The sequence below is a fragment of the Blautia sp. KLE_1732_HM_1032 genome, from assembly GCF_025147905.1.
Classification (GTDB): Bacteria; Bacillota; Clostridia; order Lachnospirales; family Lachnospiraceae; genus Blautia_A; species Blautia_A fusiformis.
The window spans coordinates 2,900,049-2,920,088 of sequence record NZ_CP102266.1 but is presented as its reverse complement, the minus strand read 5'-3'; the positions used below and the strand labels follow the sequence as shown (position 1 = coordinate 2,920,088).

The following is a 20,040-nucleotide window of genomic DNA, read 5'->3' as shown; positions in this document are numbered from 1 at the left end:
GAGGTGCCAGAATGGAATTATCAAACTTAAGACCCGCAGAGGGTTCCAAGCATAGCGATAACTTCAGAAGAGGCCGTGGACATGGTTCAGGAAACGGCAAAACTGCTGGTAAAGGACATAAAGGACAGCTTGCTCGTTCCGGACACAAGAAACCGGGATTCGAGGGAGGTCAGATGCCTTTATACAGACGTCTTCCTAAGAGAGGTTTCACTAACAGAAACTCTAAAGAAATTATCGCAATCAATGTAGACGTTCTCAATCGTTTTGAGGATGGCGCAGAGGTTACAGTTGACAGCTTACTTGCAAGCGGTGCAATCTCCAAGATCGGTGATGGTGTTAAGATCCTTGGAAACGGCGAGCTTACAAAAAAACTTAATGTTAAAGTAAACGCTGTCAGCGAGACTGCAAAAACAAAAATTGAAGCTGCTGGTGGTACAGTAGAGGTGATCTAATGTTTGAGACTCTTAAGAGTGTTTTCAAAGTAAAGGAAATGAGAAGAAAGCTTCTCTATCTGATCTGGATGATATTCGTGATCAGAATCGGATCCCAGCTTCCTGTACCGGGAGTCGACAGTGACTTCTTTAAGCAGTGGTTTGAATCTAATACCGGTGACGCATTCAATTTCTTTGATGCGTTCACCGGCGGTTCCTTTACTCAGATGTCAATTTTCGCATTGAACATCACACCTTACATTACTTCTTCCATTATCATTCAGCTTCTTACCATTGCCATTCCGGCACTGGAAGAGATGCAGCGTGACGGAGAAGAAGGAAGAAAAAAGCTTACAGCAATCACACGTTATGTAACGGTTGGTCTTGCTCTGTTTGAGTCTATTGCCATGGCAATCGGATTTGGACGTCAGGGTATGATCCCGAACATGAGCTTCCTTAAAGGAATCGTAGTTGTTGCAAGTTTAACAGCGGGTTCCGCAATGCTTATGTGGCTGGGCGAGCGTATTACAGAGAAGGGCATTGGAAATGGTATTTCCATCGTCCTGACTATCAATATCGTGTCCAGGATCCCGAGTGATATGTCCCTTCTTTATGAGAACTTCGTCAAGGGCAAAACAATTGCAAAAGGAATGCTTGCAGCCTGCATCATTGCTGTGATTATTCTGTTTGTTGTAGTGCTCGTACTTATCCTCAACGGAGCAGAGAGAAGAATTCCGGTTCAGTATTCCAGAAAGATGGTTGGACGTAAAATGATGGGCGGTCAGTCCACAAACATCCCGCTCAAGGTAAATACTGCCGGCGTTATCCCGGTTATTTTTGCTTCCTCTATCATGTCTTTCCCGTCGATCATTGCTCAGTTCGCTGGCAAAGGAAACGGAACGGGCATCGGAAGTGAGATTTTAAGAGGACTTTCCTCCAATAACTGGTGTAATCCAAGTCAGATCCAGTACAGCTGGGGTCTGATCGTGTATGTGGTACTTTGCGTATTCTTCGCATACTTCTATACATCAATTACCTTTAATCCGTTGGAAGTAGCCGATAATATCAAAAAGCAGGGCGGTTTTATCCCAGGCATCCGTCCGGGAAAACCGACTTCAGATTATTTGACTAAAATCCTGAATTATATTATATTTATAGGTGCAGTAGGTCTTGTTATCGTGGCCGTTATACCGTTCTTCTTCAACGGTGTGTTCGGTGCGGATGTTTCCTTCGGCGGTACATCTATCATCATCATCGTAGGTGTTATCCTGGAGACCGTTAAGCAGGTGGAATCTCAGCTGCTTGTACGTAATTACAAAGGCTTCCTGAACTAATTGAAAATGAAGGTTGCGGTGCGAAAGTGTCGCAGCCTTGATTTGTAAACAGGACTGTCTGAAGATCAGGCAGAAAACAGGAAAATGGAGGGTATGCTATGAGAATTATTATGTTGGGTGCACCGGGGGCAGGTAAAGGTACTCAGGCTAAGAAAATTGCGGCGAAATATGGAATTCCGCACATCTCCACAGGAGATATTTTCCGTGCTAACATCAAAAACGGTACCGAGCTTGGAAACAAAGCAAAAACTTACATGGATCAGGGACTTCTTGTTCCAGATGAATTGACCTGCGACCTTGTTGTTGACAGAATTCAGCAGGATGACGCAAGGGAAGGGTATGTTCTGGATGGTTTCCCGAGAACAATTCCGCAGGCAGAATGTCTGACAGAGGCTCTGAACAAACTTGGAAGCAAAATTGACTATGCGATCGATGTGGATGTGCCGGATGATAACATCGTGAAACGTATGGGCGGACGCCGTGCATGTGTGAAATGCGGTGCAACTTATCACGTTGTATTTGCAGCACCGAAGACAGAGGGGGTCTGCGATACCTGTGGTGACAAGCTTGTACTCCGTGATGATGACAAGCCGGAAACAGTTCAGAAGCGTCTGAATGTTTATCATGAGCAGACACAGCCATTGATTGACTATTACACCACACAGGGTGTTTTGAAGACGGTAGACGGAACCAGGGATCTGAATGAGGTATTCCAGGAGATCGTTGACATCTTAGGAGAATAAGAATGTCCGTAACAATTAAGACACAGCATGAAATCGAACTTATGAGAGAAGCAGGCCATCTTCTTGAGAAGGTGCATGACGGTTTGATCCCTTACATCAAACCGGGTGTCAGCACCAAAGAGATTGATAAGATCGGGGAAGAAATGATCCGGTCTATGGGCTGTATTCCGAACTTTCTGAACTACGGAGGTTTTCCGGCTTCTTTCTGCATCAGCCTGAATGATGAGGTTGTGCATGGAATTCCATCCGAGGAGAAGATTATCCAGGACGGGGATCTGGTTAAGATCGACGCCGGCCTGATTTATAAGGGCTACCATTCTGACGCAGCACGTACCTATGCGGTAGGTGAAGTATCCAAAGAAGCACAGCAGCTCATTAAGGTTACAAGAGAGTGCTTTTTTGAAGGACTGAAAATGGCAAAAGCCGGAAATCATTTAAATGATATTTCCAAAGCCATCGGAGCCCACGCAGCGAAATACCGTTACGGTATTGTACGTGACCTTGTAGGACATGGAATCGGAACTCATCTTCATGAGGATCCGCAGATTCCAAACTTCCCGCAGAAGCGCAGGGGCATCAAGCTCCTTCCGGGAATGACCCTGGCCGTCGAGCCCATGATCAACCTTGGTCGTGCGGACGTGGCATGGCTGGACGATGAGTGGACAGTGGTAACCATGGATGGTTCACTTTCCGCCCATTATGAAAACACGATCCTCATCACCGATGGGGAACCAGAGATTCTGACGCTTACGAATCTGTAAGCAGCAATTGTTGTCATGACATAGGAGGTAAAAAATGTCAAAAGCAGATGTGATCGAAGTAGAAGGCACTGTTCTGGAGAAACTGCCTAATGCGATGTTTAAAGTGGAACTGGAAAACAAACATGTGGTACTTGCACATATCAGTGGCAAGCTCCGTATGAATTTTATCCGTATTCTCCCGGGAGATAAAGTAACGATCGAACTTTCTCCGTATGATCTTTCCAAAGGAAGAATCATCTGGAGAGATAAATAAGAAATATTGTAAAGGATGACCTGGTGGCGTCAAGCTGCCGGGTCTTTTTTTGCCTTTTCTGCAGAAAAGAATCTGAAGTGGAATTTATCACTCACATTTTTTTACGTTTCTCAGGCAGCGATACGGCTGCATCTTGGTCTGACTATGAAGTGGAGAAACCGGATACACTCTAAGAATGTAGAATAATTGGAAATCAGTGTAAAACTTAAACTTGTTGACAAACTGTGAAGTGAGTGTATTCAGGATATGCAGCAAATCGAAAATCCTGGCTGTACGAATATTATAAGATAAAACATAAAAATCCCTCGGAAATGATTAAAAAATCATTTTTCGGGGGATTTGTTTATGCAGATAATTTTTTATTTTACTTATGTTATCACCTTATCATCCGATCCCGCCCAGCACAACACCAAGGATCAGCACCAGAAAGCACACCGGAATATAAAGATATTTACACACCGGGTAAAAATATTTCGTGAATGGTTTCTCGCGGCCTTTGTTGACCTGACTTTCCACATAGCTCCGGCCGAAGATCCAGAAGAACATGATCCCTGCAAGTCCTGCGCCGAGAGGACAGATATAGATGGAAAGCACATCCATCCAGTCAGAAACAATGCCCTGGATAAGAAGCGAAACCACAACGCCGATCACTGAGATCACCATGCAGGAGGGAATCCGGCCAAGACCTGTTTTTTCCTGAACTGTGGCAATAGGAGCTTCATAAAGGTTCATAAGCGAGGTCATGCCTGCAAGGAACACAGCTACGAAAAAGATGATGGCAATGATCCGTCCGCCAGGCATGGTTTTGATCAGGTGCGGCAGGTAGATGAACAGAAGTCCGGGACCGCCCTGGTCAAGCTTGGCACCTGTGGTAGCCATGGCCGGAATGATAACAAGTGCTGCCAGCATAGCAGCCAGAGTATCAAAAAGTGCTACCCTTGCAGCAGATGCAGGGATATCTTCGCTGTCCGGAAGATAAGATCCGTAGATCAGTGTACCGTTGCCTGCAACAGACAGGGAGAAAAATGCCTGTCCAAGTGCGAAGATCCAGGTGGAAGGCTTTGCCAGAACTTCCGGCTCCACGCGGAAGATATAGCGGTATCCGGCAGCAGCTCCCGGCTGAAAGGCAACATAGATGCCAAGGATCACAAACAGTATAAAGAAGATAGGCATCATCACTTTATTGGCCTTTTCGATGCCGCTTCCAACGCCGTACATTAGGATAAACATGCAGATCACAAGAGCAGCCAGCTGCCAGAGATTATTTCCCCAGGCAGAGGCCATGCCTCCGAATTTGGCGCCAAAGGACTCAATATCTGCCGGTGCCAGGGTGGAGCCTGTAAAGGCTCCGAGCATATATCGGAAGATCCATCCCATAACAACCGTATAACCGATAGCCATGGCCAGTGCACCGATCACCGGTATCCAGCCCAGTGTTTCACCCAGCCTTCGTTTGCCTTTGGTTTCGCAGGCCATGCCGAAGGCGTCAATGGGCCCGGAACGTGTCCCGCGGCCAAAGCTCATCTCACCGATCACCCCGGTAAAGCCGATCAGTGCCACAAAAATAAAATACGGGATCAGGAACGATCCCCCGCCATACAGGGAAACTCTGGTGGGAAACATCCAGATATTTCCCATTCCAACCGCAGACCCGATGCAGGCCAGAATGAACCCCCAGCGGCTGTTAAAAGATTCTCGTTTTTTCATAAAAATAAAATTTCCTCTCTCCGTTGATCGTTTCAGTATAACATAATTTTGGAAAATAGGAAACTGCAGCATCTATACAGATCCAGGTATCTATACAGATCTAGGCGGATATTTGTGAGCCACATTTGTCACCTGCTCATAACCGTATAGCTGCGAAGCAGTTATGAGCCGGGCTCATCGGCGCAGGGCATTAGCATAAAATCGAAAATGATCCGGTTTGTGCCGTGACTGGGTATATTCAAACATCACACCGTCACTGTTATAAGTCTGGCTGGACACCACAGCCACGCAGTTATAATCCTTTACATTCAGATGAAGATATTTTTCATCAATTTCTGTAACCTTTTCCACAGTCATGATACGTTTGCTGTTGACAATGGTCATATGAAGCACCTGTTCCAGATATTCATAGATAGAATGACTGGCAATCTCGGCAGTAAGGCCGGGAACGGATTCCTTCAGAAAATAATTATGGTTGATGATCAGCGGGATATCTTCAAGATAATGGATACGCTGAATATAATATACTTCTGCACCAGCGGGAAATCCTGTGTAAGCTGACTGATTTTTGCTGATACAAAGTTCTGTAAAAAGAGCCACCTCCGTATGGGCATTCTGACCGTTCCTTGCAGCAGATTCCTTGAAGGTTTCGATCTCTCCGATGGTGAAAGCAGTCTTCTCGTTTGGACGGTAGATATTGCGGACACCTTTTCCCTGCATGGTCTGTACATAGCCGTCACTGACAAGAAGACTGACCGCACGTCGCAGGGTATTGCGGGAGCAGCCGTAAGTCTGGATCAGAGTGTTTTCGGAAGGAAGAAGCTCCTGATAGGCAAAGGTGTTGTCCTCTATTTTCATTTTCAGATCTTTATAGATATCTTCGTAAATACTTTTGGGCATTTCAATTCTCCATTCATGTTCGGTCAAAAATATATAGCAGGATTTATGATTTCTGAAATAATTATAAAAGATTTTCCCGGTAAGCGCAATGTAAATACCGTGGAATGTTTAAACAAGTTACAGAGTATATTGATATGTTATGAGGATAGTATGAGAAATATAGATGAAATCAATTTGTGGCCATTCAAAATCATGATACTGGATTTCGAACGCATATAAGCTGTAAGCGCCAGAGGGGCTTACGCGTAAACAAAAAAGGAAATGTGACAGTGTAAAAACAGATCACATTTCCTCTTATTTTATCAAAGCTAAAATAAAGTCAGGCCTCTTTTTTCTTATAGGAAAGATTCCTGAAGCTGCTGCCGTCAGAAGCTGTGCTTCGGGTAACTGCCGGTGTATCGGCTACGGTATTCCGGTCTGCACTGATCAGCCATACAGCATAGAAGGCAGGAACCAGACAGAGCCATACGCCTGAGAGACCGCAGGTCATATACAGGATCAGAGACAAAGCTGCACCTGTATGAAAAGAAAGCAGCGTCATTCCGTAGAATTTTGCTTTATCGCACTGTGTGCTGTCCTTTTTCATAAGGAACTGAGTGACAGCTGTGGTGAACTGGCGAAGGTTGTTGGTGGAAAAGATCGTGGAGCTGTTATATCCGCCGGGAGCCTTGAAGGTACACCACTGGAAAGGCATTGCAAAGAACACGGGGTAAAGAGCCACAACCGGAGACATTCCGGAAGGAAAGAATCCCAGGAGCAGGATCGCAAAGATATCGATCACGATACTGATAAAACGAAGATCTGCGGAAAAATGCTCTGGGATCCAGACCGTAAGGATAACAGCAGCCATATATATGAGAAGCGCACCCACACGCAGAAGCATATCCGAAAAATTCCTGCCTATGAGATCCCGCACAACACCAATAAGATTGGCTGTCTGGGCATTGCCGAAAAGATCTGCTCTTGACACAATGGCATAAAGCCCCAGGTATCCACCGATAAAAGATAAGGTGTAATGTATCAGAAAACGATATTTCATTTCCGTATGCATATGTAAAGATTCCTTTCATTAAAATAGGCAGATTCCATATGTCTGCCGGACTTTGCCACCCATTATAATACAGCCTGTAAAAAAAATCAAAAATTTTTTTAATTTTTTCTTGCATTTCAGGAAAACAGGTGTTAGTATATATTTCAAGCGCGCAAATACTGTGTATGAGTGCGCCTGTGAAACTGCAGATATGAGACTAATTTACGGAAGGAGGATTTCCAGTGAAAGTAAGATCATCTGTAAAGCCGATCTGCGAGAAGTGCAAGGTCATTAAGAGAAAGGGATCCATCAGAATCATCTGTGAGAACCCGAAGCACAAACAGCGTCAGGGTTGATTTCCATATCGGAACTTCTTTGGAATGTTTGTGAAACGTGCGGCTGCAGTATGAAACACCCGGTAGGGTTGTTCTACTGAACAGATAATAAGCATGTATTGCCTAATACCGAGAGGCAACAGCGGTTAAGATCCGCAATTTCGGAAAGGCTGTGATTCGCCAATTACAGCTGGGTGTTTTACCGAGGCACCCCAATTAGGAAACTAGAAAAGAAGGCGGCAGGTCGATATGTCCCATTTCACCTTGCGAGAGCAAGTGACATACGATATGCGGAACTTTCAGAAACAGAAAATGGAGGAAACAGTACATGGCTCGTATAGCTGGTGTAGACTTACCAAGAGAGAAACGTATTGAAATCGGTCTTACCTACATTTATGGAATTGGTAGACCAAGCGCAGACAAAATTCTTGCTAAAGCAGAGGTTAATCCTGACACACGTGTCAGAGATCTGACTGATGACGAGGTTAAGAGACTGAGTGCTGTTATTGATGAGACAATGACAGTAGAAGGTGATCTGAGAAGGGAAATCGCCCTTAACATCAAGAGACTGCAGGAGATTGGATGCTACAGAGGTATCCGTCATCGTAAAGGACTCCCGGTTCGTGGTCAGAAGACTAAGACAAATGCGAGAACTCGCAAGGGACCGAAGAGAACTGTTGCAAACAAGAAGAAATAATTTATAGATATAACTAATTAATTTCAATAAAAGGAAAGTGTAGGTTAGTTTTAAAATGGCAAAAGTTACAAAGAAAACGACAAAACGTCGTGTCAAGAAAAACGTTGAACACGGACAGGCACACATTCAGTCTTCCTTCAACAATACAATCGTCACACTGACAGATAACGAAGGAAACGCTCTTTCATGGGCAAGTGCCGGTGGTCTTGGATTTAAAGGTTCAAGGAAATCTACCCCTTATGCAGCACAGATGGCAGCAGAGACTGCAACAAAGGCTGCTTTAATTCATGGATTAAAAACAGTAGACGTTATGGTAAAAGGCCCGGGCTCAGGCCGTGAAGCTGCAATCCGTGCGCTTCAGGCATGCGGACTTGAAGTAACCAGCATTCGTGACGTAACTCCGGTTCCTCACAACGGATGCCGTCCACCAAAACGCAGAAGAGTCTAATTAGGAGGTAGTTGAAATGGCAGTAAATAGAGTACCTGTTCTGAAAAGATGCAGATCCCTTGGCCTGGATCCGATTTACTTAGGAATTGATAAGAAGTCCACAAGACAGTTAAAACGTGCAAACCGCAAGGTGTCTGAGTATGGTCTTCAGTTAAAAGAGAAACAGAAAGCAAAATTTATCTACGGAGTTCTTGAGAAACCTTTCCGTAACTACTACAAGAAAGCCGACAGAATGCAGGGCCAGACAGGTGAGAACCTTATGGTTATGCTTGAGAGCAGACTTGACAACATCGTTTTCCGTATGGGATTTGCCAGAACAAGAAGAGAGGCTCGTCAGATCGTAGATCACAAGCACGTACTTGTTAACGGAAAATGTGTAAACATTCCGTCCTACCTGTGCAAAGCAGGAGACACAATTGAGATCAGAGAGAAGAGCAAAGGCTCTGAGAGATATAAAGGAATCCTTGAGATCACTGGTGGAAGACTTGTTCCGGAGTGGATCGACGTTGATCAGGAGAACCTGAAGGGTGTAGTTAAAGAGCTTCCTACAAGAGAGCAGATCGATGTTCCTGTAAACGAGATGCTTATCGTCGAGCTGTATTCTAAATAATTAGTAACTGTTTACTGTGTCTACAGTTATAAAAATTGGTAATACCCTCGAATGTTGATTAACCCAGAAGGAGGGAACCTTATAGTGTTTGATTTCAATAAACCAAAAATCGAAATTACCGAAATATCCGAAGATAAGAAGTTTGGAAGATTCGTTGTAGAGCCTCTGGAAAGAGGTTATGGTACTACCCTTGGCAATTCTTTAAGAAGAATTATGCTGTCCTCCCTTCCGGGAGCTGCAGTAAGCCAGGTGAAGATCGATGGTGTACTTCATGAATTCAGCTCCATTCCGGGCGTGAAGGAAGATGTGACCGAAATCATCATGAATCTGAAATCTCTTGCCATTAAGAATCACAGCAGTGACAATGAGCCGAAGACCGCATACATTGAGTGTGAGGGCAAAGGTGTTGTTACAGCAGCTGATATCCAGGCAGATCAGGATATTGAGATCATGAACCCGGATCAGGTGATTGCAACCCTGAACGGTGGAAAAGACTGCAGACTGGCCATGGAGCTTACCATTACCAAGGGACGTGGCTATATCAGTGCAGACAAAGGCAAAACCGATGACATGCCGATCGGTATGATTGCAGTGGATGCGATCTACACACCGGTAGACAGAGTCAACATGATCGTAGAGAATACACGAGTTGGTCAGGTAACTGACTTCGACAAGCTTACACTGGATGTATATACCAATGGAACACTTGATCCGGATGAGGCAGTCAGCCTTGCAGCGAAGGTTCTCAGCGAGCATTTAAACCTGTTCATTGATCTTTCCGAGAATGCTAAGACCGCAGAGGTTATGATCGAGAAAGAAGACAATGAGAAGGAAAAGGTTCTGGAGATGAGCATTGATGAGCTTGAGCTCTCTGTTCGTTCCTACAACTGCCTTAAGAGAGCCGGTATCAATACGGTTGAAGAATTATGCAACAAGACTTCTGACGATATGATGAAGGTTCGTAATATGGGCCGCAAATCCTTAGAGGAAGTACTTGCAAAACTCAAAGAGCTGGGACTTCAGCTCCAGCCTACAGAGGAATAATCCGGAAACAGAGTAATGAGTGGGGTGTCAGCAGCAGGGCAGTAAGACCGAACAAGCATGTCCTGGTGTCCCACAGATGGAGGATAATAAAATGGCAAAATATAGAAAATTAAGCAGAACATCTAACCAGAGAAAAGCACTTCTCAGAAATCAGGTTACAAACCTTCTTCATCACGGAAAGATCGTGACAACAGAAGCTAAGGCTAAAGAGATCCGTAAGATCGCTGAGGGACTTATCGCTATGGCTGTACGTGAGAAAGACAATTTCGAGACAGTTACAGTAACAGCTAAGGTTGCTCGTAAAGATGCTGACGGAAAACGTGTAAAAGAAGTCGTAGACGGCAAAAAGAAAACAGTTTACGATGAAGTTCAGAAAGAGATCAAGAAAGATGCTCCTTCCAGACTTCATGCACGTCGTGAGATGATGAAAGTTTTCTATCCTGTAACAGAGGTTCCTGCTAAGGGCGCTGGCAGAAAGAAAAATACAAAAGAAGTTGACATGGTTGACAAGATGTTCAGCGAGATCGCTCCGAAATACGCAGATCGTAACGGTGGTTACACAAGAATCGTTAAGATCGGACAGCGTAAAGGCGATGCAGCAATGGAAGTTCTTATCGAGCTTGTATAATTTACTTCTGACCGATTTAAAGGACATTTGCAGAAATGCAGATGTCCTTTTTTTATATTCCAAAAAACTCGAAAAAATGCATAAATGGTGGGTTTTCGACCATAAATTACATTAAGATATCATAATTTGAATAACAAATCATGGTATAATATATAGAACAAAAAGTAACAATGATGGAGTAAAAGGGGATACATAAATCGGATATTTAAAAGCGGCGAGCTTTTATTGGAAGAATTGGAAAAGAAAAGGAAACCTGAGGTAAGCTGAAAGACTTCGAAAAACAGCTTGACGACGGTACATTTTTGCGGTGTCATCAGAGCTTTATAGTAAATATGGAACGGGTCACAGGAGCTGAAAATGACAGCTTCCATATCGGAGAGCATGTAATACCGATCTCCCGATCCTATAATCGGAATGCACACGAGAAATATGATGAATATCTGAGGCTTCAGCAGGAATATGACGAGGAAGAAGAGGATTAACTTGATTATTATCCTTTTTTAGCGTACAATCGGTAATGTATGAAATACGACTACACGTATGCGAAAGGATGATAAACATGGTCGGTGGGACTTTTGGTATTACCGGACAGAAACAATATAGGAATGATTTGGGACAGGTTCCCGGATATGATAAATTTGCAGAAGATAAAAAGGAAAGCAGCGAGGAAATGTTTTCCTTTACGTCTTGTGCATTTTTTTGTTGCCTGAGATGATGCGACGTTTTATACTGACATTGGAAATACTGTTTGTATCGCTTTTTCTTCTGGGAGGAAGTTTTCCGGAAACAGAAACTGCCCGGAATACATCAGGAGGATTTAGCTGGAAGGACTACAGGACCATTGCACATGCTCTGGGAGGTATGGACGGAAAGGATTACCTGAATTCCAGAGAGGGATTTCTGTTCATGTATGAACAGGGAGTTCGTCTTTTTGAATTGGATCTTTCCAGGACATCCGATGGAGTATGGGTCTGCAGGCATAACTGGAACGATTCCATGGGACAGTGGGATGGCAACGGAAAAAAAGTCCTTACAGAAAAGGAATTCAGACAAAGTAAAATATATGGGAAATACACCCCCATGACACTGGAGGATTTTTTCCTTCTTCTGAAAGATTATCCGGATGCATATGTGCTGATCGATTCCAAACAGTATTCTCTTCGCAATTATCAGAGAACACTGGAGGATTACAGTGATTATGTGGAAATCGCCAGGAATGCAGGTGCCGGTGAGACGCTGGATCGGATCATTCCGGAAATCTACAATGAAGCAATGTTTCCCGGAACGGCCATGCTCTATTCTTTTCCTTCCTATGTATATTCACTGTGGCAGGAGTATTCTGTGGAAGAGCTGGAGTATATTGCATCCTTCTGTAAAGAAAAGGGAATTCCGGCAGCAACAGTATACTGGGAGTATTGGTCAGAAGAAACGGAGAAGATCTTTGAAAAAAACGGGATCAGTCTGTATGTTTATACGGTTAATGACCGTGACCAGGCCAGAAGATACATTTCGCAGGGAGCAGAAGGAATCTGTACCGATTTCCTGACAGCGGAAGATCTGTGGTAAGAGAAATAAAAACAAAGGAATCAGAAGATTATGAAAATAAGAACAACCATTGCTGTGATGGCAGCAAAGATCACAGGACATGTCTGTAAGCTTATGGGCCGGCAGGGTGTGACCTGGGCCGGTAAGGTCGCGATGAAGATCTGTCCGGATATCCTGGAAGAGCTTTCTTCTCAGGTAAGAGAAAAAATATTTGTAGTATGCGGAACCAACGGAAAGACCACAACCAATAACATGCTGTGCGCAGGCCTTGAGGCAGAGGGAAAAAAGGTCATCTGCAATCATACCGGTTCCAACATGCTCAACGGAGTTGTGGCAGCCTTTGTATTGGGGGCAAAATTCAGCGGAAAACTGGAGGCGGATTATGCATGTATCGAGGTGGATGAGGCATCCACAAGACATGTGTTCACAAGGATCAGACCGGATTATATGGTTATGACCAATCTGTTCCGTGATCAGCTGGACCGTTATGGCGAGATCGATATCACTATGAACATCCTGGAAGAAATGATGAAAAAGGTTCCGGATATGAAGGTCATTGTCAATGGTGATGATGCACTGTCTGCATATCTTGCCATGGACTGCGGAAATCCTTTTGTAACCTACGGGATCAGCAAACAGGTGATCGAGAACAAAACAAACGAGATCCGTGAGGGCCGGTTCTGTAAGTGCTGTGGAGAAAGGCTGATCTACAGCTTCTATCATTACAGTCAGCTGGGAGACTACAGATGTCCGAAATGCGGCTTTAAACGTCCGGAGATCGACTTTGATGCCACAGATGTGAAGGTGGATGATCAGATTGCCTTTACAGTGGAGGATAAACGGATCGTGGCCAATTATAAGGGATTCTATAATGTGTATAATATTCTGGCTGCCTATGCGGGAATTCGTACCGCAGGCTTTAAGGCGGAGCATTTTAATGAGATGCTCCGGAAGTTTAATCCGGAGAACGGACGCAATGAACAGTTTCGGATCAAGGGCACCAGTGTTGTTCTGAATCTTGCCAAGAATCCGGCCGGTTTTAACCAGAACATTTCAGCTGTGATGCAGGACGGATCACCAAAGGATATCATCATTGTGATCAATGATAATGCACAGGATGGAAAAGATATCTCCTGGCTCTGGGATGTGGATTTTGATCTTTTCGGAGGGGACAATATCAATTCCATCACAGTCAGTGGTATCCGGTGTCAGGATATGCGCCTCCGTCTGAAATATGTGGATATCCCGTCCATGCTGGAAAATGATGTGGAGACAGCCATCCGCAAACGAATCGGGGATGGATGCGGCAATCTTTATGTACTTGTAAATTATACGGCGCTGTTTGGCACCAGAAATATCCTGAAGAAACTGGAGGGTGAGAAATGAAGATAACGATAGGGCATTTATATCCGGATCTTCTGAACCTTTACGGTGACAGAGGAAATATCCAGTGTCTGATGAAGCGCTGTCTCTGGAGAGGAATCGAGGCAGAAACCATAGCTTATGAACTGGATGACCGAATCGATTTTTCCAAACTGGATATCGTACTTCTTGGCGGTGGCTCCGACAGAGAACAGATGCTGGTATGTGAAAAGCTGAAGGAAATCCAGAAGGATTTCAAGGCGTACGTGGAAGATAATGGAGTTGTGATCGCAATCTGTGGAGGGTATCAGCTCCTTGGAAATTATTATAAGACGGATCAGGGAATGATCGAGGGTCTGAAGCTTGTAGATATGAGCACTGAGCAGGGAAAAGGCCGCCTTATTGGAAACATTGTGATGCAGAGCGATCTTTTTGATATGCCCATCGTAGGTTTTGAAAATCATGGAGGGCGTACCACCATCGGAAACAACAGATCCCTGGGAAAGGTTCTGTCAGGATACGGAAATGACGGACAATCCGGTGAGGAAGGGGTTGTATACAAAAATGTGATCGGTACGTATCTTCACGGACCGCTTCTTCCCAAGAACCCGCAGCTTGCAGATCTTCTGATCAGCCGTGCACTGGAAAAGAAATACGGTAAAAAGATCGAACTTGAGAAACTGGACGACAGCGAGGAACAGGAGGCAAACTCCTATATTTTCCATCGCTTTGTAAAAAACGAAGGATAAGAGGGCAGTATGGCAAAATCAAACAATCAGAAGGCGAAGATCCTGTACCTTGAAAAAATGCTGCGGGAAACAGGGGAGCATCGGGTAATATCTATGCAGAAGATCCTTGGGAATCTTGAGAAACAGGGAATCCGTGCAGAGCGAAAGAGCATTTATGATGATGTGGAGGTATTACGTTCTTTTGGAATGGATATCCGTTATACAAGAGAACGGCCGGGTGGGTATTATCTTGCCGGTGAGAGTGCCGGAGAGGAACAGCCGTCTGAAGAACCTGGGTTGATTGCGGAAACTAAGGAGATTCATGAAACTAAAGATATTCATGAGACCTCTGTGACAGAGTACCGGAAGCTTCTTGAGGCTTCAGCCGGAACCATAAAAAAAGAAATAAAACTTCTATGTACCGGAGCTGTACAGGCGGAAGTGCGTGACTTTTTCGGCACAGATGCAGAATATAAGATGAAAGATAGCGGAGATCTGACGGTAACTGCAGAGCTTCCGGAAAATGGAAAATTCTACGGCTGGCTGACCGGGATGGGCGGCAGTGTACGTATCCTGAAACCCAAGAAATCTGCAGCCGCCTACAGAGACTATCTGAAATCACTGGCAAAGGACTATAAAGGCTTATAGGAGAGATTTGATCATGAAGAAAAAAACAGCAATCCTGCTTGTGGGAGCTTTTGTCTTTACAGCAGCCTTTTCCGGCTGTGGAAAAAACAAAGAGGCGACAGAGGCAGCCAATGAAAGTGTGGAGTCTGAAGACCCGGAAGGAAAAGCCAAAAACAGCAATGATGCAGAGGAAGAAGAAAAAGAAGAAGCAAAAGAAACTGCGGCAGCAGATAAGAAAGTAGGTGTGTTTCTGCCTTCATCAGCAGATGATCCCCGTTGGTCTGCCGATGGAGAAACTCTTCAGAATACACTGGAAGATGATGGATATGATGCAGAGATATTTTGGGCAGATGAAGACAGTGATACGCAGGTATCACAGATCCAGTCCATTCTGGATGATGAAGAGCTTTCTGCACTTGTCATCGCACCTTCAGATGCTTACAGCATGAACGATGTGCTGGAGCAGGTGTATGAGAAATCTATCCCTGTGATTTCTTACGATCAGCTGATCATGGATACAGATAAGGTCAACTATTATGTTACCTTTAATACAAGAAAAGCCGGAAAAATGGTGGGAGATTCCATCATAAAAAAAATGGATCTGGAGAAAGCCCGGGAAGAAAAGAAAACTCTGACCATTGAGTTCCTTATGGGCTCTCCGGATGATCGTGACGCACTGTTCTTTTATAATGGCGTGATGGAGAAGCTTCAGGAATATTTCGACGATGGAACACTGGTATGTACTTCAGGAAAGCTGACCTTTGATGATACTGCAGTGATGCGTTCCGGAAGAAATACCGCAAAGAATGATATGGCGGAGATCCTTTCTCAGAATTATACAGAGGGTGCGCCGGATATTATCTGCACAGGTGCTGACGACCTTGCACTTGGGGCTGTGGATGCCCTGGAGGATGCAGGACATGTGTCTGGAGAGGATGGCTGGCCTATGATCACAGGAGGCGGCTGTGAGGCAGAAGCAGTGACCGCTGTGATCCAGGGAAAGATTGAGGATGATCTGCTGTTTGATAACCGTGTACTGGCAAATGACTGTGTGACGATGGTGGATGCTCTTCTGAAAGGGGAGAAGCCGGAGATCTCCGATTATGAGCAGTATGACAACGGGACCAAGATCGTGGGAACTGTGACCAGTGATATCCAGCTGATCGATGCAGATAATTATCAGATGCTTGTGGATGACGGATATTATGAAGAAAAAGAGATCATGCCGGAGGCAACTGCCACACCAACGCCGACAGTGACACCGGAAGCTACGGTGACGGAAGAACCGGATATAGATGAAAATACACCGGAAGCTGCATCGGCTTCATCGGAAAAGGAAAAAACGGAAATTTCCGGAACACCGACACCGGAGGAAACAGTAACTCCGACACCTTCAGAGAAAGCGGAAAAGGGTGCAGATGCATAGATCAGAAATGCTATCATGATCTGGCTGTGATAAAAATAAAAATACTCCCGGAAACAATGTATATAAGTTTCCAGGAGTATTTTTTATGATAAATCTTATTCACGGAAAGTAAGTTTGCCATCAGCAATGGAATCAATGATAGCAAGAGATTCCAGATGGATACCCATGTCACGGATGGTCTGTCCGCCGGACTGGAAGCCTTTTTCGATAACGATTCCGGCTCCTTCAAGAGTTGCGCCGGATTTCTTAACGATGTCGATCAGACCGAGAAGTGCACAGCCATTGGCAAGAAAATCATCGATCAGGAGTACGTGATCTTCCGGTCCGAGAAATTTCTTGGAAAGGATCACATCGTAAACTTTCTTGTGGGTGAAAGACTCTACCTTGGTGGTGTACATCTCGCCGTCAAGGTTCACACTCTGTGCTTTCTTGGCAAATACAACCGGTACATGGAAATACTGTGCCGCAATACAGGCAATACCGATACCGGAAGCCTCGATGGTAAGGATTTTGGTGATTGGACAGTGGTCAAAACGTTTCTTGAATTCTTTGCCGACCTCGTTGATCAGGTCAATATCCATCTGATGATTCAGGAAGCTGTCCACTTTTAAAATATTTCCTTCTTTTACTACGCCGTCTGTCAGAATTCTGTCTTTTAAAAGCTGCATGAAATTTATCTCCTTTGATTTATCACATTAATATATGTTTACTGCCCACGGACAGAGCAGTAATATTTTTAATATGTATCATACGACAATATTTGCGTGAGTGCAATTATTTTTGACAAAAAAACATAAAATTATTATAATGGATAGGATGACTAAGAAAGGAACAGGCACAGATGAAAGAGTACGAAGTAATCTGGGAAATTTTTAACAAATGTCCGAGAAATCAGATGCGTGATGTATTTGTGGAAGAAGTGGAGATTGCAGATCCGGAAGCGTATGTGAAACAGAAATTTCAGGGGAAGGATGTCTCCTACGAGAAGACAGTACTGGAAGACGGAACCATCATTTTTGACATTCAGACATCTATGATCCGGCAGCGCTGTTCTTTCACGGAGATCTGAAGGAGGAAATACACATGAAAGAAACACATGTGCACGTTCTCGAGGATGGAACCGTTCTTGAACATACCCACGGGGAACAGGAACATGTGCATACTCACGATGGCACACATCCTCATCATCACAGCCACGCACAGACCAAGGCCGTACTCAACAGACTTTCCAGGGCCATCGGGCATATGGAATCCATTAAGCGTATGGTGGAGGAAGGACGTGACTGCAGCGAAGTGCTGATCCAGCTGTCAGCCGTAAAATCTGCGATCAATAATACAGGCAAGATCATCCTGCAGGATCATATAGAACACTGCATCGTGGATGCAGTGGAGCATGGAGACAGGGATGCTATCAAGGAACTGGAAAAAGCGATCGACAGATTTATGAAGTAAGGTAAGGAGTTCATGAGAGATCGTGAATGAGAAAAATACACGGACAGAGAGCCAGTTCTGTCTGTGTAAATACAAAGAATGAGAGGAATCTATTATGGCAAAAGAGTGTAGCAATACATCCTGCAACAAATCAAGCTGTGAAGGCTGCGGACAGAAACAGCCCCAGAGCCTCATGGCAGAACCAAACGTTTTTTCTGACGTAAAACATGTGATCGGAGTTGTCAGCGGAAAGGGAGGCGTGGGTAAATCCTTCGTAACAGGCTCCCTGGCAAACCTGATGGCTTCCAAGGGATATAAAGTGGGCATTATGGATGCTGATATCACCGGTCCGTCCATCCCGAAGATGTATGGCATCAAGGGCAATGCACAGGGCAGTGACAATGGGATCTATCCGATGCCAACTGCAAACGGAATCGAGGTTATGTCTGTAAACCTTCTTCTCCCGGATGAGGAGACACCGGTGATCTGGAGAGGTCCGGTCCTTGCAAATATGGTAAAACAGTTCTGGAGTGATGTGATCTGGGGTGAATTGGATTATCTCTTTGTAGATATGCCGCCAGGAACCGGAGATGTTCCGCTGACAGTATTCCAGTCCCTGCCGATCGAGGGTGTCATGATCGTTACTTCTCCGCAGGATCTGGTCCGCATGATCGTCAAGAAGGCCTATAACATGGCTGATATGATGAAGGTTCCGGTCCTTGGAATCGTGGAGAACTATAGCTATGTGAAATGTCCGGACTGCGGAAAAGAGATCAAGGTCTTTGGCGAGAGTCATATCGATGAGATCGCTGCAGAACTGAAGGTTCCGGTCCTGGGCAAGATGCCGATTGACGTGAAGCTTGCAGAGCTTGCAGACAGCGGCCTGTTCAGTAAGATCGAGAATGAGTATATCACTGCGGCAGCAGACGTGATGCCGAAGGCTGAAGCGTAAGTAATAAGAATAATATCTGACCGATATCAATAACAGAAAAGACCACCGGAATTGAGTACATAAGGATCGTAATAACCTTATGGCAGATTCCGGTGGCTTTTTTACTGAATCAGGGAAGTATCCTGCTTCGATCGCGAAAAGCAGTAAGTGGCAGGAACTTGATCGTATCAGATCTGGGAAAAATATTTAAGAAAGCACTGGGCAGCCTGGGAAAGCTGCAGTGCTTCATGATGAGCGATCACGGCACTTCTTGCGGGCAGAGGTGTTTTCAGATGGACAGGTTCCAGACCCGGACGGTTGCGGAGCATATAATCCGGGATACAGGCAATACCAAGTCCGATCTCTGCAAGATCGATCAGCAGATCGTTGCTGTTCAGTTCAACCTCAGGCAACAGCTTCAGTCCCTGGGCTGCAAACACCTGATGAAGATATTCGCTGGTGGTACTCTTTGGAGCGAGCATCAGGATGGGATAATCCAGAAGATTTTCCATGGAAAGAGGCGATTTGCCCATGGTGAAATAGTCCGGATTTGCCACGAAGATATCCCGGAATTCCAGCACAGTCTGAAGCTTGGTGTGGGCTGAAAGCCGGGAATTCGGGTAGTTGGTGACGATCAGCTCAGCCTGGCCGTTTTCCAGAAGCTCCGCACATCCGATGGAGGTACTGTTGATGATCTTGATCCGTACCTCCGGATGATCCTTGTGGAAACGGCGGAGATAGGGGATGAGAAAATAGCGGCACAGAGTATCGCTGGCACCGATCCGCAGCTGACCGGTAAGATTTCCTTCTCCGGAAAGGACAGCCTCTCCCTCGTTTAGCATGGAAAGGGCCGGCTTTACATGCTGGAGAAGAAGCTCTCCCTCCGGAGTCAGGATGACCCGTTTGGTGCTGCGCACAAACAGAGTATGGCCCAGCTTTTTTTCAAGGTTTTTGACGGCCTGGCTTACTGCAGACTGTGAGATAAAAAGCTGTCTGGAAGCCTCCGAAAAGCTCAGCGTCGTGGCCACGTAATAAAACACTTTGTAAAGTTCAAGATTGATATCCATAT

The 20,040-nt window shown here is 45.0% G+C and carries 25 protein-coding genes; 20 read left to right on the top strand and 5 right to left on the bottom strand.

Going from position 1 to position 20,040, the window contains the following annotated elements; all coding sequences use genetic code 11:
- Positions 1-11 precede the first annotated feature (11 nt).
- From rplO to infA, 5 genes are all read left to right on the top strand, one after another.
- On the top strand, positions 12-452 hold the full coding sequence (gene rplO / locus NQ489_RS13925; protein WP_015526933.1) for a 50S ribosomal protein L15: 441 nt from the start codon (positions 12-14) through the stop codon (positions 450-452).
- Entirely contained in the window at positions 452-1,765 is a 1,314-nt protein-coding gene (secY, locus tag NQ489_RS13920) for a preprotein translocase subunit SecY (RefSeq protein ID WP_021650767.1), read from the top strand. The genes rplO and secY overlap by 1 nt, the downstream gene beginning before the upstream one ends.
- Before the next feature lie 98 nt (positions 1,766-1,863).
- Positions 1,864-2,508, top strand: coding sequence for an adenylate kinase (locus tag NQ489_RS13915; RefSeq protein ID WP_015526935.1), 645 nt, complete (start codon positions 1,864-1,866; stop codon positions 2,506-2,508).
- 2 nt (positions 2,509-2,510) lie between these two features.
- On the top strand, positions 2,511-3,269 hold the full coding sequence (gene map / locus NQ489_RS13910) for a type I methionyl aminopeptidase (RefSeq protein ID WP_015526936.1): 759 nt from the start codon (positions 2,511-2,513) through the stop codon (positions 3,267-3,269).
- A 34-nt stretch (positions 3,270-3,303) separates the two neighbouring features.
- The gene (infA, locus tag NQ489_RS13905; RefSeq protein WP_005428560.1) at positions 3,304-3,522 is read left to right on the top strand and encodes a translation initiation factor IF-1; all 219 of its coding nucleotides are present in this window, start codon (positions 3,304-3,306) and stop codon (positions 3,520-3,522) included.
- Positions 3,523-3,906: 384 nt separating this feature from the next.
- Here the strand turns inward: infA and NQ489_RS13900 are convergent, their stop codons facing one another.
- The 3 genes from NQ489_RS13900 to NQ489_RS13890 all read right to left on the bottom strand — a co-directional run bounded on the left by NQ489_RS13900 (position 3,907) and on the right by NQ489_RS13890 (position 7,180).
- Positions 3,907-5,229 carry a sodium-dependent transporter gene (locus NQ489_RS13900; protein WP_044961033.1) on the bottom strand — a complete coding sequence of 441 codons (1,323 nt, stop codon included), beginning with the start codon at positions 5,227-5,229 and terminating at the stop codon, positions 3,907-3,909.
- A gap of 174 nt (positions 5,230-5,403) precedes the next feature.
- Positions 5,404-6,129: a UTRA domain-containing protein gene (locus NQ489_RS13895; RefSeq protein WP_021650770.1), complete on the bottom strand. Its 726-nt coding sequence runs from the start codon at positions 6,127-6,129 to the stop codon at positions 5,404-5,406.
- A gap of 319 nt (positions 6,130-6,448) precedes the next feature.
- Positions 6,449-7,180, bottom strand: coding sequence for a YoaK family protein (locus tag NQ489_RS13890; RefSeq protein WP_021650772.1), 732 nt, complete (start codon positions 7,178-7,180; stop codon positions 6,449-6,451).
- Positions 7,181-7,401: 221 nt separating this feature from the next.
- On the opposite strand from NQ489_RS13890, the gene rpmJ reads away from it, so the two are divergent.
- The 12 genes from rpmJ (at position 7,402) to NQ489_RS13830 (ending at position 16,609) form a co-directional block, all read left to right on the top strand.
- Positions 7,402-7,515, top strand: coding sequence for a 50S ribosomal protein L36 (gene rpmJ / locus NQ489_RS13885; RefSeq protein WP_003022746.1), 114 nt, complete (start codon positions 7,402-7,404; stop codon positions 7,513-7,515).
- A gap of 307 nt (positions 7,516-7,822) precedes the next feature.
- Positions 7,823-8,191, top strand: coding sequence for a 30S ribosomal protein S13 (rpsM, locus tag NQ489_RS13880; RefSeq protein WP_008707282.1), 369 nt, complete (start codon positions 7,823-7,825; stop codon positions 8,189-8,191).
- A gap of 55 nt (positions 8,192-8,246) precedes the next feature.
- On the top strand, positions 8,247-8,639 hold the full coding sequence (gene rpsK, locus NQ489_RS13875; protein ID WP_015526942.1) for a 30S ribosomal protein S11: 393 nt from the start codon (positions 8,247-8,249) through the stop codon (positions 8,637-8,639).
- Positions 8,640-8,655: 16 nt separating this feature from the next.
- Positions 8,656-9,249 carry a 30S ribosomal protein S4 gene (rpsD, locus tag NQ489_RS13870; protein ID WP_015526943.1) on the top strand — a complete coding sequence of 198 codons (594 nt, stop codon included), beginning with the start codon at positions 8,656-8,658 and terminating at the stop codon, positions 9,247-9,249.
- Positions 9,250-9,333: 84 nt separating this feature from the next.
- Complete coding sequence (locus tag NQ489_RS13865) at positions 9,334-10,293, top strand: DNA-directed RNA polymerase subunit alpha (RefSeq protein WP_044961035.1); 960 nt, start codon at positions 9,334-9,336, stop codon at positions 10,291-10,293.
- Between the two features lie 91 nt (positions 10,294-10,384).
- Entirely contained in the window at positions 10,385-10,921 is a 537-nt protein-coding gene (locus tag NQ489_RS13860; protein WP_021976084.1) for a bL17 family ribosomal protein, read from the top strand.
- 302 nt (positions 10,922-11,223) lie between these two features.
- Positions 11,224-11,403, top strand: coding sequence for a LytTR family transcriptional regulator DNA-binding domain-containing protein (locus NQ489_RS13855; protein ID WP_235812329.1), 180 nt, complete (start codon positions 11,224-11,226; stop codon positions 11,401-11,403).
- 379 nt (positions 11,404-11,782) lie between these two features.
- Positions 11,783-12,487, top strand: coding sequence for a phosphatidylinositol-specific phospholipase C/glycerophosphodiester phosphodiesterase family protein (locus NQ489_RS13850; protein WP_227588377.1), 705 nt, complete (start codon positions 11,783-11,785; stop codon positions 12,485-12,487).
- 30 nt (positions 12,488-12,517) lie between these two features.
- Complete coding sequence (locus tag NQ489_RS13845; protein ID WP_021650780.1) at positions 12,518-13,852, top strand: MurT ligase domain-containing protein; 1,335 nt, start codon at positions 12,518-12,520, stop codon at positions 13,850-13,852.
- The gene (locus NQ489_RS13840) at positions 13,849-14,577 is read left to right on the top strand and encodes a type 1 glutamine amidotransferase (protein WP_015526951.1); all 729 of its coding nucleotides are present in this window, start codon (positions 13,849-13,851) and stop codon (positions 14,575-14,577) included. Before NQ489_RS13845 ends, NQ489_RS13840 begins: the two co-directional genes overlap by 4 nt.
- Positions 14,578-14,586: 9 nt before the next feature.
- On the top strand, positions 14,587-15,204 hold the full coding sequence (locus NQ489_RS13835) for a WYL domain-containing protein (RefSeq protein ID WP_021650781.1): 618 nt from the start codon (positions 14,587-14,589) through the stop codon (positions 15,202-15,204).
- Between the two features lie 13 nt (positions 15,205-15,217).
- Positions 15,218-16,609, top strand: coding sequence for a substrate-binding domain-containing protein (locus NQ489_RS13830; protein ID WP_021650782.1), 1,392 nt, complete (start codon positions 15,218-15,220; stop codon positions 16,607-16,609).
- 95 nt (positions 16,610-16,704) lie between these two features.
- Here the strand turns inward: NQ489_RS13830 and NQ489_RS13825 are convergent, their stop codons facing one another.
- Positions 16,705-17,277, bottom strand: a complete 573-nt coding sequence (locus NQ489_RS13825; protein WP_015526955.1) for a xanthine phosphoribosyltransferase — start codon at positions 17,275-17,277, stop codon at positions 16,705-16,707.
- A 173-nt stretch (positions 17,278-17,450) separates the two neighbouring features.
- On the opposite strand from NQ489_RS13825, the gene NQ489_RS13820 reads away from it, so the two are divergent.
- The 3 genes from NQ489_RS13820 (at position 17,451) to NQ489_RS13810 (ending at position 18,992) form a co-directional block, all read left to right on the top strand.
- Positions 17,451-17,678 carry a hypothetical protein gene (locus tag NQ489_RS13820; protein ID WP_015526956.1) on the top strand — a complete coding sequence of 76 codons (228 nt, stop codon included), beginning with the start codon at positions 17,451-17,453 and terminating at the stop codon, positions 17,676-17,678.
- Between the two features lie 14 nt (positions 17,679-17,692).
- Complete coding sequence (locus NQ489_RS13815; RefSeq protein WP_015526957.1) at positions 17,693-18,061, top strand: metal-sensing transcriptional repressor; 369 nt, start codon at positions 17,693-17,695, stop codon at positions 18,059-18,061.
- A gap of 94 nt (positions 18,062-18,155) precedes the next feature.
- Positions 18,156-18,992 carry an Mrp/NBP35 family ATP-binding protein gene (locus tag NQ489_RS13810; protein ID WP_044961037.1) on the top strand — a complete coding sequence of 279 codons (837 nt, stop codon included), beginning with the start codon at positions 18,156-18,158 and terminating at the stop codon, positions 18,990-18,992.
- 167 nt (positions 18,993-19,159) lie between these two features.
- Here NQ489_RS13810 and NQ489_RS13805 read toward each other — a convergent pair whose 3' ends face one another.
- Positions 19,160-20,038, bottom strand: a complete 879-nt coding sequence (locus NQ489_RS13805; protein ID WP_021650784.1) for a LysR family transcriptional regulator — start codon at positions 20,036-20,038, stop codon at positions 19,160-19,162.
- Positions 20,039-20,040: the final 2 nt, after the last annotated feature.